Annotated in this window: 18 protein-coding genes; 5 read left to right on the plus strand and 13 right to left on the minus strand. The window is 45.6% G+C overall.

Annotation, left to right across the window (positions count from 1 at the left end; genetic code table 11):
• Positions 1 to 3: 3 nt before the first annotated feature.
• From ACLVWP_RS03090 to ACLVWP_RS03130, 9 genes are all read right to left on the minus strand, one after another.
• Entirely contained in the window at positions 4 to 447 is a 444-nt protein-coding gene (locus ACLVWP_RS03090) for a hypothetical protein (protein ID WP_413560016.1), read from the minus strand.
• Entirely contained in the window at positions 447 to 1,439 is a 993-nt protein-coding gene (locus ACLVWP_RS03095; protein ID WP_413560017.1) for a hypothetical protein, read from the minus strand. The genes ACLVWP_RS03090 and ACLVWP_RS03095 overlap by 1 nt, the downstream gene beginning before the upstream one ends.
• Positions 1,440 to 1,514: 75 nt before the next feature.
• Positions 1,515 to 3,557, minus strand: a complete 2,043-nt coding sequence (locus tag ACLVWP_RS03100) for a S9 family peptidase (RefSeq protein ID WP_413560018.1) — start codon at positions 3,555 to 3,557, stop codon at positions 1,515 to 1,517.
• Between the two features lie 52 nt (positions 3,558 to 3,609).
• Positions 3,610 to 5,148, minus strand: a complete 1,539-nt coding sequence (locus ACLVWP_RS03105) for a hypothetical protein (protein ID WP_413560020.1) — start codon at positions 5,146 to 5,148, stop codon at positions 3,610 to 3,612.
• 83 nt (positions 5,149 to 5,231) lie between these two features.
• On the minus strand, positions 5,232 to 6,170 hold the full coding sequence (locus tag ACLVWP_RS03110) for an NAD(P)H-binding protein (RefSeq protein WP_413560021.1): 939 nt from the start codon (positions 6,168 to 6,170) through the stop codon (positions 5,232 to 5,234).
• A gap of 93 nt (positions 6,171 to 6,263) precedes the next feature.
• Positions 6,264 to 7,958 (minus strand): DNA repair protein RecN, encoded by a 1,695-nt coding sequence (recN, locus tag ACLVWP_RS03115; RefSeq protein ID WP_413560022.1) that lies wholly within the window; start codon positions 7,956 to 7,958, stop codon positions 6,264 to 6,266.
• A gap of 2 nt (positions 7,959 to 7,960) precedes the next feature.
• Positions 7,961 to 8,863: an NAD(+)/NADH kinase gene (locus ACLVWP_RS03120; RefSeq protein ID WP_413560023.1), complete on the minus strand. Its 903-nt coding sequence runs from the start codon at positions 8,861 to 8,863 to the stop codon at positions 7,961 to 7,963.
• Positions 8,863 to 10,896, minus strand: coding sequence for a M3 family metallopeptidase (locus ACLVWP_RS03125; RefSeq protein ID WP_413560025.1), 2,034 nt, complete (start codon positions 10,894 to 10,896; stop codon positions 8,863 to 8,865). The genes ACLVWP_RS03120 and ACLVWP_RS03125 overlap by 1 nt, the downstream gene beginning before the upstream one ends.
• A gap of 270 nt (positions 10,897 to 11,166) precedes the next feature.
• Entirely contained in the window at positions 11,167 to 11,877 is a 711-nt protein-coding gene (locus ACLVWP_RS03130) for a hypothetical protein (protein WP_413560027.1), read from the minus strand.
• 246 nt (positions 11,878 to 12,123) lie between these two features.
• On the opposite strand from ACLVWP_RS03130, the gene ACLVWP_RS03135 reads away from it, so the two are divergent.
• The 3 genes from ACLVWP_RS03135 (at position 12,124) to ACLVWP_RS03145 (ending at position 14,697) form a co-directional block, all read left to right on the plus strand.
• Positions 12,124 to 12,633 carry a hypothetical protein gene (locus ACLVWP_RS03135; RefSeq protein ID WP_413560028.1) on the plus strand — a complete coding sequence of 170 codons (510 nt, stop codon included), beginning with the start codon at positions 12,124 to 12,126 and terminating at the stop codon, positions 12,631 to 12,633.
• Between the two features lie 4 nt (positions 12,634 to 12,637).
• Positions 12,638 to 13,384 carry a hypothetical protein gene (locus ACLVWP_RS03140; protein ID WP_413560030.1) on the plus strand — a complete coding sequence of 249 codons (747 nt, stop codon included), beginning with the start codon at positions 12,638 to 12,640 and terminating at the stop codon, positions 13,382 to 13,384.
• A gap of 101 nt (positions 13,385 to 13,485) precedes the next feature.
• Entirely contained in the window at positions 13,486 to 14,697 is a 1,212-nt protein-coding gene (locus ACLVWP_RS03145) for a hypothetical protein (RefSeq protein WP_413560031.1), read from the plus strand.
• 100 nt (positions 14,698 to 14,797) lie between these two features.
• Here the strand turns inward: ACLVWP_RS03145 and ACLVWP_RS03150 are convergent, their stop codons facing one another.
• Positions 14,798 to 16,582 (minus strand): AMP-dependent synthetase/ligase, encoded by a 1,785-nt coding sequence (locus ACLVWP_RS03150; protein ID WP_413560033.1) that lies wholly within the window; start codon positions 16,580 to 16,582, stop codon positions 14,798 to 14,800.
• Between the two features lie 49 nt (positions 16,583 to 16,631).
• Positions 16,632 to 18,542, minus strand: a complete 1,911-nt coding sequence (locus tag ACLVWP_RS03155) for a protein kinase domain-containing protein (RefSeq protein ID WP_413560034.1) — start codon at positions 18,540 to 18,542, stop codon at positions 16,632 to 16,634.
• A 65-nt stretch (positions 18,543 to 18,607) separates the two neighbouring features.
• Between ACLVWP_RS03155 and coaE the strand changes: the two genes are divergently transcribed.
• Positions 18,608 to 19,210, plus strand: coding sequence for a dephospho-CoA kinase (gene coaE / locus ACLVWP_RS03160; protein WP_413560035.1), 603 nt, complete (start codon positions 18,608 to 18,610; stop codon positions 19,208 to 19,210).
• Positions 19,211 to 19,227: 17 nt separating this feature from the next.
• Here coaE and ACLVWP_RS03165 read toward each other — a convergent pair whose 3' ends face one another.
• Together ACLVWP_RS03165 and ACLVWP_RS03170 are read right to left on the minus strand one after the other, a co-directional pair.
• Positions 19,228 to 19,884, minus strand: a complete 657-nt coding sequence (locus tag ACLVWP_RS03165) for a hypothetical protein (RefSeq protein WP_413560036.1) — start codon at positions 19,882 to 19,884, stop codon at positions 19,228 to 19,230.
• A gap of 84 nt (positions 19,885 to 19,968) precedes the next feature.
• Positions 19,969 to 20,529, minus strand: coding sequence for a hypothetical protein (locus ACLVWP_RS03170; protein WP_413560038.1), 561 nt, complete (start codon positions 20,527 to 20,529; stop codon positions 19,969 to 19,971).
• Between the two features lie 56 nt (positions 20,530 to 20,585).
• Here ACLVWP_RS03170 and ACLVWP_RS03175 point away from each other — a divergent pair, with 56 nt between their 5' ends.
• Entirely contained in the window at positions 20,586 to 21,806 is a 1,221-nt protein-coding gene (locus ACLVWP_RS03175; RefSeq protein ID WP_413560039.1) for a hypothetical protein, read from the plus strand.
• Positions 21,807 to 21,836 lie beyond the last annotated feature (30 nt).

Here is a 21,836-nt window from a genome sequence, read left to right on the forward strand (position 1 = left end):
AGGCTACTGCATCGTCGCAAGTATGTTTGCCAATTGGGTCATGCTCATCGCTGTTTGGTTTTTCAAACCAATACAAGTTCCCTGCACATAACGATTGCCGTGATACAGCTGAATGTTCGCGCGAGGGCAGGTTGCAACGTTAGATCCTTTTAGAGATGCGATTTGACGACTTTGCGCTGTCAAAGCATTGAAGTTTGGATCAGAGATGCTACCAATCGTCGGCGATCCACCTTTGCTGTAAGCATAGAACTTACCGCGAGAATCCTGCCAAACGGTGAAGTAATTTTTTTGCCCACCAAATACAACCACTACGCGGAAGCCATTAAATGCCGTGGCTTTCTTAGGAGATGTTTTCGGTGCAGCTGCACGTCTTTGAACTGTCGGCTTTTGCGGAGCAGACCAAGCAAGAGCCGGAATCAAAAGCAGAAGAGTGATTAAGTATTTCATTATTGAGCTCCTCCTTTTGCATCGGAAGGAGTGCTTAAGATATCTGTGCTAGGCCCGGCTGCTTTCGGAGCACCAATAGCTTTGGCAATACCGTCTGGATTGTTGGCATCACAGTACAAGTATTTGCTGGAATCATAGCAGCTGATTTTTTTTCTTAATGTCGGGTTTGCAGCGATAACGCCATTCACTCTGAGTTTAAACTCTGGATTGTCGGTAAAGCCATCATCAGGTCTACCGAAGGAGCATTCATCGCGGTAAGCGTTGGCAACACCTTGGCGCCATTGAGATGAAGAAAGATTTGAATATTTCTGAGAGATATACTCAGTCACAACCTCAGTTGTCATCCAATCCGAGAAAGCTCTGGTAACTTGATCATTCATGCAAAAGCCAGCCTCTTGAAAGGGAGCGCTATTGTCGCGTTTTGCACCCACTGATTTATCAGAGCGCAAGCAAGAGATCATGCCTTTAATCGGGTAAGCCTGTTCACCTTGCTCTAAAGATTTGTCTTTAGGACGGCGGATGATGCTGTCCATGCCACAAGGGTTGATCATTTCGGAAAGTTCATCGGCGATCATTTTAGCCGCGACAAACTCAGACATTCCTGGTTTTGCCTTGCAAAGATAGAAGGTATTATCCGAGTGAGTGTAGAACGCATTTGGATAAAGGGATTCATCCAAAGTGTTGCCGAGTTGTTCACACGCTGTTGAAAACTTCATGCCGTTGAATTTTGCCAAGATCGCAGTACGGGCTTTTTCATCGATAGGCAAAGACGCCACTTTTTTGATGAAGGCTTTTTGTACCGCGGGGAATGTATCCGTTTTCAATTTTTCGGCAAATTCAGATTTACTAGATTGCACGCTGCCAACAGAAGTGCCGTCACTGGCACCAATCGAGGAGCAAGTATAAGCGGCCATATCCGAGCACGAATTATCTTTTTGCGCGTGAGCTTGAACTGAGAGGATCAGACTTAAAGTTAGAAACGTCTTATTCATAACTTTAAGTCTAAGTTTAAACAGAAATTTCGTCTATCAAAGTGGTCTGGAAACGGGCATTTCCAGACCAGGAAATTACTTCCTACCTTCCATCTGCAATATAAAGGCGAACTCAAGTGCTGTGTCCTTCAAAGCATCAAAACGTCCAGATGCTCCACCGTGACCCGCGTCCATATCCGTTTTCAACAAGATGACGGAATCACTTTGGTTATGGTCGCGCAGCTTTGAAACCCATTTTGCAGGTTCCCAGTATTGTACTTGGGAGTCATGCAGTCCTGTCGTCACTAGAATGTTTGGATACTTTTGATCTTTCACATTGTCGTACGGGGAGTAAGTGCGGATGTAGTTGTAGGCTTCTTGTTCGTTGGGATTACCCCATTGATCGTATTCACCTGTTGTCAGTGGAATCGTTTCATCAAGCATTGTTGTGATAACATCAACGAAGGGCACTTGAGCCACGATGCCGTGATACAGGTCTGGGCGAAGATTTGCCACAGCTCCCACCAACAATCCGCCAGCACTGCCACCCATCGCATACACATGGCCTTTTTTAGCATACTGTTGTTTCAAAAGACCTTCAGTCACATCGATGAAGTCATAGAACGTGTTCATCTTTTTAGTGGTGCGACCTGTGTCGTACCATTCGCGACCCATTTCAGAGCCGCCACGGATGTGAGCCTTCGCGAAAACAAATCCACGATCGATCAAGCTGTAAAATGAAGAACTGAACCAAGGGTCCATGTTTGCGCCGTAAGAGCCGTAACCGTAAACCAACATTGGTGCGGAGCCATCGGCGTGGAAGTCTTTTTTCATTAGCAACGAAACAGGAATTTTAACTCCGTCACGACCTGCGATGAAAAGTCTTTCAGTGCGGTACTTATTAGGATCGAATCCAGGAGCCTCGCGAGTTTTGCGCAAAACTTGTTCGTGAGATTTCAAGTTGATGTCGTAAACACTTGGAGGCAAGCGCATCGATTCATATTCGAAACGCAATGTATCGGTATCGAACTCACGATTGTCACCGACACTTGCCATGAAGCTTTGATCAGAGAACGGAATGATATACGGGTTGTTGCCGTGGATATCTCTGATCTCAATTTCAGTTAAGCCGTTACGACGGATGTCCAAAACGATATTATGCTTAAACACCGTGATATCAGAAATATAAGTGTCCTGGCGGTGAGGGATCAGTTCTTTCCACTCACTCATCGCTGTGTGACCCGGTTTTGCCGTCATCACACGGTAGTTTTTCGCATCTTTGTTGGTTGTGATGTAAAACTGCTCACCATCATCGTTCACACCGTATTCAAGTTCTTTTTGGCGGGCCGCAAAGAGCTTGAAGGATTCATTCGGTTTATTCGCTGGCAAGTACTGCGCTTCGCTCGAAAGTGTCGCATGCGAAGAGATGTATATGTATTTGCGGCTTAAAGACTTTGAAACATAACAGCTGAACGTTTCATCTTTTTCGTGAAAGATCAGTTCTGATTTCTGCGTCTTAAGGTTGTAACGATAGATTTTTTCAGAGCGCAAAGTTTCTGGATTTTGTTGAGCATAGAAAACAGTTTCGTTGTCATCAGCCCACACCAAATTGCCTGTGGTTTTTTCGATCACATTGGGCAGTAATTTTCCGGTTTTCAAATCTTTAAAACGGAAATTATAAAAGCGACGGCCGACAGTGTCCTCGCCGTAAGCCATGAGCATTTCATTCGGACTGATACGCGGTCCCGTTGTATCAAAATAGCTGTGACCTTTAGAAAGTTCCGGCTCGTTCAGAATGATTTCCTCAGTGCCACCGGCGATTTTAGTACGTACGAACAGGGGATACTGCTGGCCGATTTCATAGCGAGAAGCGTACATGTAGCTGCCCATTTTTGCAGGATAGCTGGATTCGTCTTCTTTGATACGACCCTTCATCTCTTGGAAGATCTGCTCTTGCAGGTCTTTGACTGGAGCCATTACTTTTTTCGTGTAGTCATTTTCCTTGTTAAGGTAATCAATGACTTCGGGATTTTCGCGATCACGCATCCAGAAATAGTTGTCGGTTCTAGAGTCACCGAACTTTTCCATGATTTGAGGTTTTTTATTTGCGCGGGGATAATCTTGAGGGAACTTGTGCATACAGGATACTCCAAACAAAACCAAGAGTGGACAAAGATACTTCTTCATCCTCTTATGGTAAGTTTTGGAGAATTCCTAAATCAAGTCGTCCTGCGTTTTGGCGAGTCGTTTGGCACACGCGATTGAAGAAATCGCTCATATTCTCGCGGCGTTGGTTTTTATAGAAGTAATTGCGGTCTTGAGACGTAAATTTCGCCATCAAAGGACTGGACGTAAAGAACATGTGAGCATCTTTAGCCCACGTTGCACAAGAACCTCTGTGAACGGAGTCACGGAAATCTGAAGTAAAGCTTTTAGCTACGTCAGATGAAAACTTAGTGCGAACACGTTTGCTGAAGTCAGATTCGGTGTTGCCTGAAAACGCGATGGAATTCAGCTGTTGTTCACTCAACAATGAGCCGTCCAATTTGTTACGTTTGCTGGCTTTAACCAATTGCAAGCGCTGTAGTGCACGGCTAGTACAGTTACTAGCAGTGCCTGACTCATCCATCATGACTTTAGCTAAAGTTTCAAGGCAGATGTCTTGAGCTTGACCCACGAACTTAGAGCTTAAGTCGTTCGCGTTCTTTTTAGCTTTTGCCACAGCGCCTGCGAACAAGATGTCGTTAGCGACTTTCTTGGTTTCAGTGCGTGATTTTGAAGTCAGGCAGGCTTGAGCTGAAAGATATTCTTTTTCGTCAAATACGCGAAGTTTTAGGAATTCATACTTTTCAGGTTGGCGGACCTTAAGGTTCGCACCGTTAAAGCGATACGCCACAACTGTTTCAGCGAAATCTTCGCGGGGATTTGTTTTACCGTAAGAAGACACAGCTTTGGATGGATTCACCAAAGTATAATCAGTGACGGGACGGCCTCCGATAGTACGGATGCGCTCCTGCCAGCCTGCAACCTTCAGCCACGGTGCTGAATCATCCACATTGTCTTTACGAGCTACCACATGCCCTAACTCGTGCAGCAATGTTTGCTGGCGTTCCATTTGGGTGATCTCATTCCACATGTCATAGATTTCCATCAGGGAGTTCGCAACGCTCTCTCCTCCAGGAAGTTTCATGCGTGAACCACGCTTAACGTGAACAAGTTTGCGATTGTAGTCCAATGGATAAAGCTCCATCGGGTAGTCAGCCAATGCAGTTAACACGTCGTCAAGTTCATCGGATCTCCACTGGGACGCATTTGTCGTGCGCAGGTGAGAGCCGTTAAAGCCATAGCGTTTTAGCATGTACAGAATTTGCAATCCCACGCGGGATCCATAGATGGACTGCGCAGAGCAGACGACTTTGTTGCACGAAGATTTCAGCACCAGAGGCTTCGCATCCTTCATGCTGATATCGTAGGAGTGCAGGTCGCGGAAAAGCTGTAACAACTCTGGATCTTCATCTTTAAAAGAGATCCCAAAAAGATTCTCGGATTTTTTATTGAGACTTGAAGGCTGCAAAAAGCTCAGCATTTCAGCGTCACTTGGCGAACGGCGATTCTTGCAAGGTGCACCCGCAACCTGCTCAGGGGAAACAGACCACCAACCCGTAGGTTCAGCGGCGAGGCTTCCTTGAGAGATCGTTAAAATGCAAATAAGAACCAACCACTTCGTCATTCAGAACCTTTTTTAGAGTTGTACGGTTCTGAATGAAAACTAAGTGGAAATCAACAGATTAAAACCCCAAAATAAGCAATTTTTTAGGGATGAGCGTCGTAAGAGCTTGAGCTCGAACGTCGTGCATTTTGAGCTGTTAACGCCTGGTTATACGCATCCAAGAATGCTGTCCGCGCAAACTTTTCAATGGACGTCACAGACGAGTTATTTTTGTCGCGGGCATAGGATCCGGCTATGAGACCGTTCCCAGCCGCGTGATCTAATTCCAGTAGGGAATCAGCGACACTTTCAGACATCCCAGCACCGATCATGTAATTGCGAAGCTCCACATCGGGCACCTCGGCATATTCCAGGGTTGGCTTGCCAATGGTTTGCCCTAAAACCCGGGCGATTTCGCGATAAGTGAGGGTGCGCTCGCCTAAAATGTATTCGACATTGTGAGAGCGGAAGTTTGGATTAGAAAGGAGGAAGGCCGCGCGGGCAGCGACGTCTTTAGTCGCCACCAGATCAACCGGAGCATCTTCGGGGATAATCCCAAAAATTTTATCCATTACAAGGATTGTCGGGATCTCATTGATAAGGTTTTCCATGTAATAGGCGGGGCGCAGATGCATGATATCTAAACCCGAGATTCTGTTCAGGCGCTCTTCTTGATCGTGCAGGGCCAAAACGGGGCCTGTGCCGCTCTCAAGGTCAGCTCCGGCGCTGCTAAGATTCACGACTTTACGGATGCCTTCTTCCTCGATGGCTTCAGCGATCACCTCACCCAGTTTGTTGGCATTGAATCGCTGTTCGAGGGCTTTCATATTCGGGGGGATGATCGTGAAAACGGAGCTGCAACCGCGCACGGCACGCATCATCGTATCGACGCTATTGGCGTCTCCGGTCATGATTTCGGCGCCATCAAATTGTTCAGGATTATCAAAGTGTCGGGCAAGGACTCGGACATCGTGCCCTTGAGAAAGTAAATCCGTTGCGACTTTAGAGCCAACATGTCCAGTAGCACCCATCACCAGAATCATTGCGAATCCTCCTGTTAGAACTTTTGAATACAATCATTCTAAGAGGAGGATCTGAATGGGGCACTACCGGTGGCAGTGTTTGTTCACAAACTCTTACTTGGCCTCGACCAAGAGTTGTTCGGCGTGAGCTAGGGACGTTTTAGAAATCTTCTCGCCTGAAATCAAACGAGCAATCTCTTGAACACGATCTTTTTGTTTAAGCTCAGACACCATCATAGCGACAGAGTCTTTTTGTGGAGATTTTTGGATAAAGAAATGTGTATCGCCAAACGCTGCGACTTGAGGCAAGTGAGTCACGCAGATAACTTGCTGACCTTTTGCAATAGTCTTAAGTTTGCGACCGACTTTTTCAGCTGTTTCACCAGACACACCTGTGTCGACTTCGTCGAACAGATAAGTGCGCGGTTGATTGCTAGAACCCACAACGCGTTTTAGTGACAACAAGATACGGCTCAACTCACCGCCAGAGGCAAACTTTGCCAAAGGACGTTTGACGTCTTTGGATGAAGTTTGGCTTAGGAATTCAACATCACTTAAACCTGTGGAGCTGATGTCAGCCATTTTTTCGATATGAACGTGGAAAGTCACACCTTTCATATTCAAATCAGAAAGCTCCGCATTCACGCTGTCAGCCAAAAGGTCTGCACCTTTCAGGCGACGTTTGTGAAGGTCTTGGCCCAAAGTTTCTAGCTCTTTTAAAAGAACCGCGGCTTCTTTGCGCAAAGATTCAATTTTTACGTCAGAGTTTTGTAGATTAGAGATTTCAATTTCCATCTCCATCAAAGCTTTCAAGATATCGTTCACAGATGTGCCGTATTTCTTTTGCAGCTTGCGAAGATCGCTTAAACGGCCTTCAACTTCTTCCAGACGTTGAGGATCAGCATCGATCTTGTTCGCGTAATTACGAAGCTCGTAAACGCTTTCATCGATCAAGGCTTGAGCTTGTTCCAAAAGTTCAAGCTTGGCACCGATCTGAGGATCAACGCCAGAGATCTCAAGGCCTTTTTTCAAAACCATTTTCAAACGGCTGATCGCAGAGTCATCATCCGTGTAAAGAGCAGCCTCTGCTTGATCCACGAAAGAACCAATGCGGTTGGCGTTTTTAAGTTTTTTAACTTCAGTTTCAAGTTCCAGGTCTTCACCAGGGGAAAGATCTAGATTTGCGATCTCGTCACGTTGATAGATCAAGAAATCCAAGCGTTGCGCCTTTTGTTTGGCATCGCTTTCAAGTTTTTTGATTTCTTCGAAAATCGCGTGATAGCGATTGTACTTTTCAGTGAACAACAGGCGCTTGTCCCAAGTTCCTGCGTACTGATCTAAAAGATCCAAGTGATAGGCCTTAGACATCAAGTTGCGGTTTTCATGCTGACCTGTCATTTCGATCAGGGGAGCAGAGTGTCCCGCAAGCTCAACCAATGGAGCCACGATGTCACGAAGGCTGTTCAAAGTGCTTAATGAACCGTTCAAGTAAACTTTAGATTTATCACCGTTGCTTAAAACACGGCGAACGATCAGCACGTCTTCGTCAGCATCGATACCCATGTCTTTAAGATTGGCTAAGATGTCGTGACGTTTGCTGATATCGAAAGAGCCCTCTATAGTTGCTTGGGAGGCCCCTGTGCGAATGGTATCGCTGGAACCTTTGCCACCCATAAGAAGCGACAAGCTTTTCAAGAGAACGGATTTACCTGCGCCCGTTTCACCCGATAGGATGTTCAATCCATCTTTGAAAACGATGTGCAGATTTTCGATGATCGCAAAATTTGAAACTTTAAGTTCTAAAAGCATAACTAAGTCCGGTCTCCGAATTTAAGTTTTTCACGAAGCAAATGGAAGTAATTGTGATCAGGATGACGGACCATCCAGTGATCATATTGAGAGCGAGTCAAAACAACCTCATCGTCGGCCGTGATCTCTGTCATCTTTTGTCCATCCACGATGAAATGGGCTTTTTGGGTTTTACCATCAAGCTTAAAGGACAATTTAGTTGAATCAGGAACGATCAAAGGACGGGACGTCAGGCTGTGAGGAGCCACCGGTGTCATTACCAAAACCGGAGCCTCAGGGTGCAGAATCGGACCGCCAGCAGCCAAGTTGTAGGCTGTAGAACCCGAAGGTGAAGACACGATGAAACCATCGGCCTTCACTTCACTGACCATATACTTATCAGAATAAATAGCGGTGTTGATCAATTGGCTCAAGGAACCTCTTTCAATCACCATGTCATTTAGGGCGTGGTATTCCGCGCGGATTTTTCTTTTACGCAAAATTTTTGCGTAAATCATCGAACGCGGACGCAGTTCCATCTCACCATTCAAAGTGTCTTGAACAACTTCCAAAGTGGTATCAGCGTTGTGAGCCGTTAGGAAACCCAGGGAGCCCATATTGAAACCCAAGATAGGAACATCACGGCCAGCGAGCGTGCGAACGGCACGTAAGTAAGTACCATCGCCACCTAAGACGATAACCAGCGATAAAGAATCGAGTTGTTTTTTAGTGGAGGCAAGCTTAGTCCCAGCCACCAGTTTTTGTCCTGGCGCTGTGAAGACTTGATGGCCTTGTTTCGTTAGAAACTCAGCCACCTTTTTTGCCAGCGCAACTGCGCGAGCGGTCTCCAGACGATAAACCAAGGCAATATTGCTTTTGCCTGGAATCACTAACTGACTTTTCGATTTCATCGCTGTTTTCTTCATTAAATCAATCCGTCACGTCTTAGCAAAGCATTTGGATCTGGTTCACGGCCACGGAACTTTTTGTAAAGATCCATAGGATGTTCAGTTCCACCTTTGCTCAAGATGAAGTCTTTAAATTTACGAGCCACTTGCGGAGAGAACAATCCCTCTTCGCGGAAGTATTCAAATGCATCCGCATCCAAAACTTCAGCCCATTTGTAAGAGTAATAACCTGCAGAGTAGCCGCCTGCAAAGATGTGGCTAAAGCTGCATGAGCTATTTGTGCCAGGCACCTTAGGGAACAAACGAGTTTCGGCCGTTGCCTGCTCTTCGAATGTGTCGACGTCTTTGATCAGGGAAGGATCCGCTGTATGCCAAGCCATATCCATCATACCGAATTGCAACTGTCTGCAAGACGCGTAACCTGCTTGGAATTTTTGCGAAGCTTTTAGCTTCTCGATCAACTCAACTGGCATTGGTTGTTTTGTTTCGTAATGACGAGCAAACAAATCCAAACCTTCTTTTTCGCCAGCCCAGTTTTCCATGATTTGTGAAGGAAGCTCCACGAAATCCCAGTAAACATTTGGACCGCTCAAGGATTGGTAAGTCACATCAGAAAGCATACCGTGCAAAGCATGACCGAACTCATGGAACAAAGTACGAACTTCGTCATAAGTTAAAAGAGAAGGTTTTGTCGGAGTTGGTTTTGTAAAGTTGCACACGATAGAAACGTGTGGACGAACCAATTTACCATCCATCAAACCTTGGCCACGGAATTGAGTCATCCATGCGCCACCTTTTTTAGTCTCACGTGGGAAGAAATCTGTATAGAACAAGCCCATGTATTGGTTTTTGTCGTCATAGATTTCGTACGCTTTAACTTCTGGGTGGTACACTGGAATGTCTTTGTTCTCTTTGAACGTCAAACCGTAAAGTTGTTTCGCGTGAGCAAACACACCTTCAACCACATTTTCCAATTGGAAGTAAGGACGCAGGTCTTCTTCGTTGAAAGCGTATTTTTCTTCTTTCAATTTTTCAGAGTAGTAACCGAAGTCCCAAGGTTTCAATTCAGGGATTGCATCCAATTGACCAGCGAAGGCTGCCACTTCAGAAACGTCACGTTGACCAGCTGCTTTGGAAGCATCCAAAAGCTTGTGCAAGAATGTGTTCACTGTTTTTGGATCTTGAGCCATACGCTCTGCCAAAACGAATTCAGCGTGAGTTTTGAAACCCAACAAATTCGCACGACGAGAACGAAGAGTAACGATTTTTTTAACGATCTCTTGGTTGTCGAATTCGCCACCGAATGCACGGGAAGCAAATGCCTTAGACATTTTCTCGCGCAAAGCTCTGTTGTTCGCGTAAGTCATGAATGGCAGGTAGGAAGGGATTTGTAGATTGAACAACCAACCTTTTTTACCTTTAGCTTGAGCCGCTACTGCTGCCCCCTCAAGGATGCCTTCTGGAATTCCAGCCACGTCTTTGTGGTCTTCCAAAACCATTTCGAAAGAGTTTGTCGCTTTCAAAACGTTCTCAGAATATTTCGGACCAAGGACAGACATCTCTTGGTCGATCTGACGAAGAGTTTCTTTATCAGTCGCAGACAAAAGCGCACCGTTGCGAGCGAAAGACAAATATGTCTTTTCAAGAAGGCGGTTTTGCTCGCCTGTTAGTTTCAAGTTGGCGCGGTTGTCGTACACAGCTTTTACTTTTTTGAAGATCACTTCATCCAAAGCGATGTCAGAGCTCAACGCTGTCAATTTTGGATAGATGTCTTTTGCCAAAGCTTGGAAAGCCTCATCAGAGTGAGCTGATTCTAGGTTTCCGTAAATCAAAGCGATACGGTCTGTTACTTCAGAAGCTGTTTCCAAAGCCACGATCGTATTTTCGAAATCTGGAGTTGCAGAATTGTTTTTGATTTTCTCGATGTTGGCTTTCGTGATTTTCACGGCCTCATCAAGTGCTGGTAGGTAGTGCTCCACTTTGATTTTATCAAAAGGGACTGCCTGATCTTTAGCCGTAAACGTTGCTAAAAGAGGATTGTTGGTGCTCATAGAGATACTCCTGTTTGAGAGCTAATAAAACGCCTCTGGTTATCCCTTGAGAATAGCGCAAAATAAAGGAAAAAAGCCCGTGTTAACGACCCTGTTTTTTAATTAAAATTTGGTGCTTTTAGGTGATACTTGCGGACCCAAATGCCGCGCCTCAATATGAAAGGGCTCTTAGAGGTAGTTCCCACTAAGAGCCCATGAATGTTGCGGCATATAAACCGGTTAAAACCGGCGAGGAGCGCCGCACTCCTCTTATTTAAACTTAATTAAAGATTAGAAACGGAAACCTGCGCCGAAGCCGATACCGAAACCAACGCCAGCACCTGGGTAGTATGAACCAGGGTAGTAGTTACCTGGATAGTATGTGCCTGGGTAGTAAGTACCAGGGTAAGTCGTTGGGTAACCGTTGTTGTAAACGCCATTGTTATAACCACCACTTACGCAGATACCAAGGTTCGAACCAGAAACCGTTTGTTGGCAGTAAGAACCACCACCGCAAGAGTTTGCTTGGTCGATCAAGCAGCTAGTTGCGATTCTGTTAGCGCAGTTTGCACCATTACCATTCGGCATTGCTGAAATCTGTTGGAAGTTATAGCTCGATTGAGGAGCCGCCATGAAGTTGTTCATCGCATTGTTATAAGTAAATGCGTAAGCGATATTCCAGTTGAAACCAGATTGAATACGGTAACAACCCATACCCATCACAGAGTTATATGCTGGAGCATATCCATACTGACAACCGCAAGCGCCGTTGTTTTGGAAGTAAGTCGTATAGTCATAGTTTGTACCACCATATGGGAAGCTATATGGCATCCAACCAGAGTATTGACCGTACACACCGTTATTACACAGAGTGCTCGAAGAAATACAGCGAGTGTCGCCTTGGACTGGAGTTGTGCCAACGGTTGTACCGCCGCCTCCGCCGCCACCATCACCGCAAGCTACTACTGCTAATGTCATCAAAACTACGAAGAGCCTTTTCATAGGTACTCCTTAAAAAGTAAAAGCATCAACATCGCCTTGTAATTCAAGAGGTATGCCCCCAGTGTCTCATCTTGAAACCCCGTTATATTTGAGCTGAGTGGCAGAATTTCCAGGGGGTATGCCGTTTTAGGGCACCTTGCGCCGCAAATTAGTAGGCAGCGAAGCAATTGAGTGGCAGCATGAAGGTATAGTTACTCCACGGAATTCGGAGTGAAGCCTCTATTTATCTATCGAAAGGAATCGATAATGAAATACATGGGATGTTTGCTATCTCTTCTATTGGCGCTTCCAGCGGTTGCTGCCATTCCTAAAAAATCAAACAATGCGGCCCCAAAAATTCTTTCAGGAAAAGGCGAGCTTTACGGCGGTCTTGCGGGCTCCGGTTTTACGTTGATGGATGTTCGTAAAACTGCGGATAAAGGCAAACGTGTCGAGCGTATTGTTTTTGATGTGGGCGACCAAAATGGTGGCAAAATCAAAGGCTGGCCTGGGTACTTCCATGCGGAACTTAAAAACAAACCGCAACGTTTGGTTCTGACATTCGCACAAATGCCAAATTCATTGGTTAACGAAATTGCTTTGAGCCACCGTTTTAAGGACTCTTTGGCGATCAGAAAAACTGTGATGAACTTGGATCCTGTGGATAGCTCTTTGAATCTAACAATGGATTTGAAACAAAATACCAAAGTTCGCGTTTACCAAGTTGCTGGTAAAAAAACGACATCGAAAGTCGTGATCGATCTGCTGGCGGAGTAAGCCCTTGAAGGCAGTCCTCGGTGCTCTAATACTTCTGATTTTTTCAAACGCCGCTCAGGCTCGTGTATTTAATATTAATCGCGAGTCTATGGCGCCGTATTTTTCAATCTCCGGAGGCCCCTCAGCAGTGGGTTCCAAGGGTTTTGAAAATGAAGCCAGCAGTGTTTCAGTTTCCGGTGAAAGCAAATTCAATTATGGCGGGGAGTTTGGTCTTTTACTTTCTCGCTCGAAAATCAATTTGGCATTCGGTATCGGTATATTGAAACCCTCTCCCGTAAATAACATTTCTGGTTCGGATGGTGGCGGCACTCAAGTTTATTCGGGCGAAAGTGAGATTTTGGGATTTGTTCCGAAGGTGACTCTTGAGTTGAACTTGCACGGTGATAATGTTTCGCGCTCGTTCTTTTCTGTTTCAGGCGGACTTGCCAACGTTACTTTAAAAAATTCCTATACTCTGACGGCTGCGGGCACATCGGCTTATCCCGGTGTGGATACAGTGATTGAATCGAAAGGTTCTGGTACAGAGTTAGCGGCGGGGATTGGCTATGAGGGCGAGCTATCTGACTCGATCACTTACGCATTTCAGTTCGGATATAAGCAGCTTAAAATTGATAATCTGAAATATTCCAAAGACTACAACACCTTTAATGGCGCGGTTTCCAGCGGTTCCGCAGTCAACAATGGCTCATCGAGTCGCGTTTTAGACTTAAGCGGTGGGTTCATCTCCTTAGGATTTCGTTTCTACATGTAAATTGGTCACCACTTTAGATTGCAAAATTTAAAGGTCGGTGAAGCTTGCAAGGTCCGTCGCTTATGCTATAGCAGGACTCCTTTAGAAACGGAGTCACAGCTATGTTCAAAAAATGTATCTTCTCTTTGTTGATGGTGGGCCTTGTTTTGTCTGCACAAAACGCTTCTGCGTATTTGGTGGCGACAGAGCCAGCTCGTCTAAATCCTAATGTTGCTACTGACATTTTCATTGCTGGATTCGGTGGAGATCAGGGCAATCAATTCACTCACTCGGCAGTTTTGGGCGCACGTATTTCTCGTGATCGTTTCCCTGCTAGACAACGTGTGATTATCGCTGCGGTCAACGACAGCGCAGGGTACGAAGGCAGCTTGCTTGAAAAAGGCGGCTTGAATCTGCGCCGTGCAGATAAGGATGGTTTAACAGGGGAGCGTTTGGTCGCGACTTTGAACAGCCTTGGTGTGCGTGCAAGCTCGATGCAGTTCTATGGTCATGCAAACACTTACAATGGCTTCCGTTTGCAAACGAAGTACAAGCGTTTGGATCATGATGATGATTCCTTTGCAGCTTTGGGTCGCTTTATCAGAACCGATGGTTTTGCAGTGATTCACTCTTGCAACTCGGCGTGGTTGTTGGCACCGACGGCGGCTCGTTTGTGGAATCGTCCGGTTTTTGGTTCTTTCGCTGGATCTAACTTTCAGAATTTGAAAAGCGATGGTCAGTGGTACTACAACGATCCAGGTTTTTATCCAGGGAATCTTTCTTGGAAATCCAGCACGTCTCAGTTAACGCAAAATACGTTGAGCTGTGCCGATGGTCGTTGTGTGCGTTTGAAGCCTGTGAATATTCCGTACCATGATTCCTTCGGTAGATTCAGCCGTGGTTTGGGCTTCTATAAAGTGTTTGCACCAGATGCGACGCAAATTCCTCGCGCTTTGGTTCACTTGACGATGTTGTATCCGACAAAATCTCCAGCAACTCCGTCATCAACTCGTGTTGAGTTCGCAACGGCATTGGCGGATTGGATGTGTCCATCTGATAAGTCGATGGAAAAATACAATGCGTGTAAGGCTGCGATCGTGAACGAGGAGTTCCGCTCAAAACCATTCTTGAGTTATTTCAGCGGAACACCGATTGCGTGTAACAACACCAGCTGCAATACGAAAGTAAAATGTAAAGCGTTTAAGGTTGTGTTCTCTGTTCCCTGCAAAACATACGACGTGGCAGAGGGCCGTTCGACAGTATTCAGTGATACATTGAAGCAAGCGTTCGCTGGTTTCGACGATATGAAAAATGGCGGGTTCAGTCTGCGTTAAGATTTTCCAACCACCGTCAATGATGCATGCAGCAACCGAAGCGGTTGCTGAGTGCGTTGAAAACAAAAAACTCCGACTGATGAGGTCGGAGTTTTTTATTTTACGCATACATCTTTTCAATTTCAGCCGTGAACTTCTGATCCAGCTTCTTACGCTTTAGCTTCATCGAAGGAGTGAGTTCCCCATTCTCCACCGTCAGCTCGTTCTGCATGATGATATGCTTCTTAATACTCTCATAACTCGCCAGTTGCGCATTCGCTTCAGCGACAGCGTTGCGGATCAACTCTTCAACGAAAGGACTTGTCACCAAGTCACTCCAGTCATTGAACTTGATACCTTTATCTTGCGCCAAAGCTTTCACCGCAAGTTGATCTGGGAAGATCAATGCCACGATGTATTTTTTTTGATCGCCGTGGATCAAGGCGTGGGAGATATAAGGCGATAAGACCAACAACGTTTCTAAACGTTGAGGCGCCACGTACTTACCACCTGCAGTTTTAATTAAATCCTTTTTGCGATCTGTGATACGCAAATCACCACTTGGCAAGATCTCGCCGATGTCACCCGTGTGGAACCAACCATCCGTGAAGACGTCTTTCGTCGCTTCAGGATTCAGGTAGTATTCTCTCATCACTTTATTGGATTTAACTAAGATCTCGCCGTCAGCTGCGACTTTCAACTCAACGTCACCAATCGGGCGACCCACGCTGCCAAAGCGATAGTTGAACGGAGTATTCACAGTGATTGCCGCTGTCGTTTCTGTCAGGCCGTAACCTTCCAAAATCAAGATGCCAGCGGAGTGAAAGAACATCGAGATCTCTTTAGAAATCGGAGCACCACCGCTGATCGCAAAGCGCAGGCGACCACCAAAGGCCTCAGTGATTTTTCCAAGAACTAATTTTTTAGCCAATTCGTATTTCGCTAACAAAGTAACTGGCAAAACTTGGCCAGACAGTTTGTATTCGCCCACTTCGCGGCCCACGTCGACAGCCCAATTAAACAATTTCAGTTTCAATGGCTGAGTCTGAACTTGCGCCAAGATCGCACTGTGGATTTTTTCAAAGATACGAGGGACAGAAACAAGAATAGTAGGGCGGACATCCGCCAAGTTGTTACGAACTTTCTCAAGGCTTTCTGCATAGGCCATAGTAAAGCCAATGTACAAATGCCCCCAGTGCTCGATACGACCCAAGATATGAGCGTACGGCAAGAAAGTTAAAGACGTGTCGCCGGGAACAGCTCCCGCAAACGGGAAGGCTTCACTTACTTCACCAAAAGCTTGCGTGTGAGTCAAAACAACACCCTTAGGCAATCCCGTCGTACCAGAAGTATAAAGGATCGTCGCGATATCATCAGGTTTCAAAGTCGAACACAGGTCCTTATAGCACGTTGGATTTTTATCCAAATACTCAGCACCATGTTTTAGCAATTGATTCCAGTGTAAGTTTTCGCCGGGTGCATGGGATTCATCTAACACGATGATCTTCTCAACATGAGGGCACTTAGAACGAATAGATTCAAAAGTTTTCAAAGGACCACGGCTCTCGCAAATCAAGAAACGCGCTTTGGAATTGTTCAAAATGAATTCAACGTCTTCAGCGATATTGTTTTGATAGATAGGTACGGTGATCGCTTTGATACCAAAGATCGCGTAATCCGATACAGACCACTCATAACGAGTGTTCGCCATGATCGCAACACGGTCACCGGGTTTTACGCCTAGGCTTAAAAGAGCAGCGCCCACAGTTTCGATATCTTGGTAGTATTGTTTCCAGGATTTTTCAGTCCACGTTTTGCCTGTTTTGAATTTAACGGCAACTTGCTGTGGATCTCGTGACGTCATTGTCAGAATGGATTGACCCAGGGTCAGAGAATTCGCCTTCATGATGAAACTCCTAGATGCGAAAAATAATATGTACGGGGAGCTTTACTGCTTACTGCAAATAAAGCTCAATGGTGCGTTTTTGATTGGCCGGGATCGTCACAGTTTTCTCTGCAGAAAGCTTAGTGACTTTGTTGTAGGCCTGGATCTTAACGCCGACTTCCGCTTGAATTAAGTAACCTTCGCTCGACGAACGGATCGACACAGGAACTCCAGCAATTCTTAACTCAACGTTAGCACCACCGTTTACAATGTTAATGTAAACTGATGCCACTCTTGGAAGAACTTGTAAAGTGCCAGTAAATGAATACGCCTCGTAAGTTGGTGTTACGGTTGTTACTAAATCAGTGTAGCCCTCTTTCACCAGACGCAAGCTGAAAGGAGTATTGGCCTTTCTTTGCATGCTGTATGGAGTGAACTGGCCTGTGTCTTCACCATCAACCACGATACGGGCTTTTGGTGGGTTACTGTAAACAGTCACAGTATAGTTCGTCGCCGTTGATGCACTCTCTGTCGTTTGTGGAACTTCAGGAGACGGAGCCGTCGTTTGTACAACAGGCTCAGTATGAACTGGCGCCATACCTAGCGGCTCTTGAACCGTAGGTTTTTTAGATAAGAAATTCTGAGCTCCATACCAAACACCGACAGCGCCAACAACAGCGATGGCACCACGCAAGACCCAAGTCATTGCATTCGTGGATTGCTTGTATGGAATATTCGAACGAGTATGCACACCCGAAATTGAATTCGGATTGCGAGACATCGTTCCTGTGCGACTGTGTGTTCCGGTAATTGTGTTGCCAAGGCCACCTGGTTTTGGCGGCGTTTTCAAATCACTTAATGAAACACGAATGTCAGTGGATGTATCAATTTTCAAGCTTCCATTGTCATCGTCGTCATCCGCAACGGATGGGGGAGTCGGAACGCTTTGTGGAGGAATGCGTGTATCTGTTTGCGTAACCACTGTTTTGTCTTCAGTAGGTTGCGCTTGGATTTTAGCGAATTCCACTTGTTTACGACGTTGTTCAAGGAACGCAGCCGAAAACGCATTTTTCATAAATACAGAGAAATCCTGAGGAGAAAACTCTGGATACTGTGTATTCAAGAATCTGTTCAAATCACGGTGCAAAGAAGCCGCCGTTTGGTAACGAAGGCTGCGATCTTTAGCCAAAGCTTTGTTAACAATTCTTTCTAGTTCCGGAGGAACAGAAGGATTGATTTTACGGATGCTAGGGATTTGGCACTCGCGGATTTTACGCAAGATCGCTGCTTCACTGTTAGAAGTGAACAGACGATCATTCGCCAAAAGCTCCCACAACACGATACCCATAGAGAAAATATCAGTGCGCGGATCGATGTTTTGACCATCCGCTTGCTCTGGGCTCATGTAGCCGTATTTACCTTTAAGAGTACCTGCTTTAGTTGCTTCTAATTGTGATTCTGCTTTTGCGATACCGAAGTCGATAATTTTAACTTCGCCCTCAAAGCTGACCATGATGTTTTGTGGACTCATATCGCGGTGAACGATATTCAATGGCTTACCAGTCGCATTGTCGATGCAACGGTGAGCATGGTCCATACCCGCAGCGACTTCCTTCATCATGTAAATGATCTGTTCGATCGTAAAAGAAGTCGTAGTTTTTTTAAGTTCATTTAGGATTTGACGAAGATTGCGGCCTTCGACGTATTCCATCACTAGATAGAATTGGTTTTTCTCGACACCGAACTCATAAATTGAGACAACGTTACCATGGTTCAAGTTAACAGCGATCTTCGCTTCTTCCTTGAACATCTCAATGAATTCTTGGTGATCAGAGTACTGAGGAAGAATACGTTTGATAGCAACAAACTTATTTACCCCTACAGCGCCTGTAGACTTAGAAAGATAAACCTCGGCCATACCGCCGGCGGCGACTCTCTCTAATAGAATATATTTACCGAACTGTTCTACAGCTTGAGACATGAAATCATGTTCCCCTTTGGATGGAGTATCGGTAAAATAAATTGTCGGCTAAAGGAGTTTTGGCTATGAAATGGATAGGACTGACCGGAGGTATAGCTTGTGGCAAGAGCACTGTCAGTCGAGTCTTGCGTGATCGCGGCTATAACGTAATAGATGCAGATGAAATCGCAAGAGAAGTTGTCCGAACAGGCACACCTGGACTAAAGGCTATCGTCCAGGAATTCGGTGATGTGCTGTTGCCAGACGGGAACCTGGACCGCAGAAAGCTCGGTCAAATGGTTTTCGGTAACCCCGATCGCTTACATGCTCTTGAGGCCATTACTCATCCGTTGATTCGCCAAGAAATTCGTCGTCGCCGTCGCATGCTTGAGGATATGAATACTCCTCTAGCGGTTTATGATATCCCCTTACTTTTTGAAACTCATGCACAGGACCAGTTTGATGAGATCATCGTGGTTTCTTGCACCAAGGCACAGCAACGTGAACGACTGCTTCGTCGCAATCAATTAACTGAATCAGAAATTGATATGCGCATTGCCTCACAGATTCCAGTGAGTAGCAAAGAGGCGGAGGCGGATTTTGTTTTACAGAATAATAAAGACGAGCAGCACCTGCTCAAAGAAATCGATCGCCTGGTAGAGTGGCTGGAAACAAAAAAGGGAGACTGATGTCTCCCTTTTTTTATCTATTTAAGAACTACGTTGATATCTGAAGTTGAACCCAACTTCGTATTGTAAGTCGTTCCTGGACAACGACCATTACTTTTGCTCGCAATCGCCAACTGATCTTCAGTTGTGAAGCGCTGAACTTTCCATGTGCGATCGTCTTGTTGTTTGATTTTGTAGTTAACAACTTTCACAAGCTCGACATTGTTTTTGCGAACGATAGGAACGCAACGATGAGGGTTGTTTGGATCAGGGAAGTTGCCGCCATTGCCTGGCATACCAGGAGCTGGAGGGAAGCCGCCACCAAAATTGTACTCCGTTTTAGTTCCTTTGATGATGCGAGAAGATCTTTCAGAAACTTGGAAAGTGCCGTCAGGCAAAACTTTGCCTTTTACTTTTCCTTTAGCATCAACCAGTTGGTCGCCTTTGATGTAGTAAGTGCCAAAGAAATCATTTGTCGCTAGGCAATCGATCACCGCGAAATCCATGCTCAAAGAAGTCGCTGAACGTTTTAGGTTCATCGCCACTTTGCAGTTTTCGTATTTGCGAACTGTTTTTTTGCCGTTGAATTGGTCGTAAGACACAGTCATTGTTCCCAAGCCGCGAAGCTCGCCCAATGAAGACGCGTTTGCAGCTCCAGTCAGAGCCAATGTAAGTGCAAGAATAAGGTGTTTCATATGGAATCCTTTGCTTGATTGATAAGCAAAGGAGTATCAATGGAGTCACGGGGATGCAATCAACTCTGTCTATGAAGCGAGAAGTCAGAAGTTAATATTGTATCCCAGCAAGGCATACAGGTCAGGGCCGACAACCGCGACACCCACACCGAACTCAAATGTAAAGGTTTCGCCAAGGCCGACACCTGCGCGAGCTCTAAAGCGTTTGATTTCAACCAGATTTCCCAATTCATCATCGGGATCCAAGAAAGTTCCGAGGGCTAAGCGGGCATAGGGGATAAATCTGTCATTTTCGACATACCATCTTTTAGCGCCGAAAACGCCGACGATATTGTCTTTCTCAAGTTCAATATGTAGATCCCAAACGGGGCGTTCATGTTCAAGGTTTGCAAGTCGCAAAGCAAATGCGGGACCTTGCGGCCACTTATTGTTTTCGATGAAGTTACCACCCGCATATCCTGCCAAAATTCCCAACTGCCATGTTGGAGCAGGTGTGCGTAAAGAAGACGCTTTGTCAGAAAGATAAGGGTCGCTCTCTCCAGTTAGAGGAGCGGATTCCAATGTGGTCGTTGCAGTCGGCGCTGCTGAACTCACATTTGACAACAAGACCAAGGTCAAAAAAAGTGGAAGGATAAAAACTCGCATAAGAAAAAGTATAATTTACGACTACAATCTTTGTAAAAGTAAATTGGAGACATTCTATGTTTAAAAGAGGATCTCTTCTCCTCTCCACAGGCCTTTGTTCACTTCTTCTTTCTAATACAGCTCACGCCGAGATGGTCGAGTCGGTTAGTACGACAATCCATCATCAATACGAATCGCAAAGAGCCTTGGGCATGGGCGATGCTTTCGTAGCAGTTGCTGACGATTACACATCGATCTTTTACAACCCAGCGGGTTTGGCTCGTCGTGAATCAGGACAAGTGAATTTGTCTTTGGCGGTAGGTGCCACTCCAGGCGCAAAAGACTTCATGGACGAATACCAAGATATCGAACAGTCCGGTCAAACAGATCAACAAAAAGAACAGCAATATTTGGAATTGATCCAACGCCATTATGGCGACGTTTACTCTGTTCGTTTAACGCCAATGGAAGGCGTGTGGGTTCGTCCAAAATGGGGTATCGCATTTATTCCTGCCGATGTGTCCATCGAACTAAGAAATCACCAAACACTTGGTCCGAGTATGTATACGACAGTGTATGCGGATACGACGTTGGCACTTTCTTATGGTGATGATGTTCATGCCGCGAGCCACGGCAGACTTTCTTGGGGTGTGACTGGTAAATTCGTAAATCGTGGTTTCTATAGTAAAATCCTAAGCGCCGTAGATCTTTCTACGAGTGATGAGATCGTTAAAAAAGAAGACATGCTTGAAGGCTACACGATCGACGCAGATTTGGGTCTTTTGTGGACGCCAGAAATTCCAACTGAAGGATTAATGTCATTCCTGCAGTACACGCGCCCAACAGTGGGGTTGGTAGTTCGTAACATCGCTGAAACGGGCTTTAATAACTCTTTGAAGTTGATCAAAAAAGACGACGAAGATGCGACGGTGGATTCTAAAAAGATCTACGGTTCTCCAGAGAAGTTGTACCGTGTGGTCGATGTAGGTACTAAGTTTGAATTCCCAAGAGCTTGGATTTTCGGTGGTCGTTTCGTTGCGGATATCAGAGACATCATGCACCCAGATTGGTCTTGGACAAAAGGTACTCACGCAGGTGTTGAGTTCGACTGGACAGTTTATTCTTGGTGGAAAGGTCACTACCGCGCAGGTCTTAGCCAGGGTTTCTGGACGGCAGGTTTGTCGGCTGAGCTAGGAATCTTTAACTTGGATCTGGTCAGCTATGCGAATAACGCTGGTACAAAGAATACACCGCTGGAAAGCCGTGTGTATGCGACAAGAATGAGTTTGGATTTTTAAAAGTTAGAATACTTAAAAATGAAAAAGCCC

The organism is Bdellovibrio sp. HCB209, from assembly GCF_047306065.1.
Lineage (GTDB): Bacteria > Bdellovibrionota > Bdellovibrionia > Bdellovibrionales > Bdellovibrionaceae > Bdellovibrio.

What these genes read in the sequence shown, in the direction of transcription:
- ACLVWP_RS03105 (WP_413560020.1), bottom strand. Translation starts at nt 5,148, where the DNA reads ATGACGAAGTGGTTGGTTCTTATTTGCATTTTAACGATCTCTCAAGGA.
- ACLVWP_RS03120 (WP_413560023.1), bottom strand. Translation starts at nt 8,863, where the DNA reads ATGAAGAAAACAGCGATGAAATCGAAAAGTCAGTTAGTGATTCCAGGC.
- ACLVWP_RS03130 (WP_413560027.1), bottom strand. Translation starts at nt 11,877, where the DNA reads ATGAAAAGGCTCTTCGTAGTTTTGATGACATTAGCAGTAGTAGCTTGC.
- coaE (WP_413560035.1), top strand. Translation starts at nt 18,608, where the DNA reads ATGAAATGGATAGGACTGACCGGAGGTATAGCTTGTGGCAAGAGCACT.
- ACLVWP_RS03175 (WP_413560039.1), top strand. Translation starts at nt 20,586, where the DNA reads ATGTTTAAAAGAGGATCTCTTCTCCTCTCCACAGGCCTTTGTTCACTT.
- ACLVWP_RS03125 (WP_413560025.1), bottom strand. Translation starts at nt 10,896, where the DNA reads ATGAGCACCAACAATCCTCTTTTAGCAACGTTTACGGCTAAAGATCAG.
- ACLVWP_RS03155 (WP_413560034.1), bottom strand. Translation starts at nt 18,542, where the DNA reads ATGTCTCAAGCTGTAGAACAGTTCGGTAAATATATTCTATTAGAGAGA.
- ACLVWP_RS03090 (WP_413560016.1), bottom strand. Translation starts at nt 447, where the DNA reads ATGAAATACTTAATCACTCTTCTGCTTTTGATTCCGGCTCTTGCTTGG.
- ACLVWP_RS03165 (WP_413560036.1), bottom strand. Translation starts at nt 19,884, where the DNA reads ATGAAACACCTTATTCTTGCACTTACATTGGCTCTGACTGGAGCTGCA.
- ACLVWP_RS03100 (WP_413560018.1), bottom strand. Translation starts at nt 3,557, where the DNA reads ATGCACAAGTTCCCTCAAGATTATCCCCGCGCAAATAAAAAACCTCAA.
- ACLVWP_RS03095 (WP_413560017.1), bottom strand. Translation starts at nt 1,439, where the DNA reads ATGAATAAGACGTTTCTAACTTTAAGTCTGATCCTCTCAGTTCAAGCT.
- ACLVWP_RS03170 (WP_413560038.1), bottom strand. Translation starts at nt 20,529, where the DNA reads ATGCGAGTTTTTATCCTTCCACTTTTTTTGACCTTGGTCTTGTTGTCA.
- ACLVWP_RS03135 (WP_413560028.1), top strand. Translation starts at nt 12,124, where the DNA reads ATGAAATACATGGGATGTTTGCTATCTCTTCTATTGGCGCTTCCAGCG.
- ACLVWP_RS03110 (WP_413560021.1), bottom strand. Translation starts at nt 6,170, where the DNA reads ATGATTCTGGTGATGGGTGCTACTGGACATGTTGGCTCTAAAGTCGCA.
- ACLVWP_RS03145 (WP_413560031.1), top strand. Translation starts at nt 13,486, where the DNA reads ATGTTCAAAAAATGTATCTTCTCTTTGTTGATGGTGGGCCTTGTTTTG.
- recN (WP_413560022.1), bottom strand. Translation starts at nt 7,958, where the DNA reads ATGCTTTTAGAACTTAAAGTTTCAAATTTTGCGATCATCGAAAATCTG.
- ACLVWP_RS03150 (WP_413560033.1), bottom strand. Translation starts at nt 16,582, where the DNA reads ATGAAGGCGAATTCTCTGACCCTGGGTCAATCCATTCTGACAATGACG.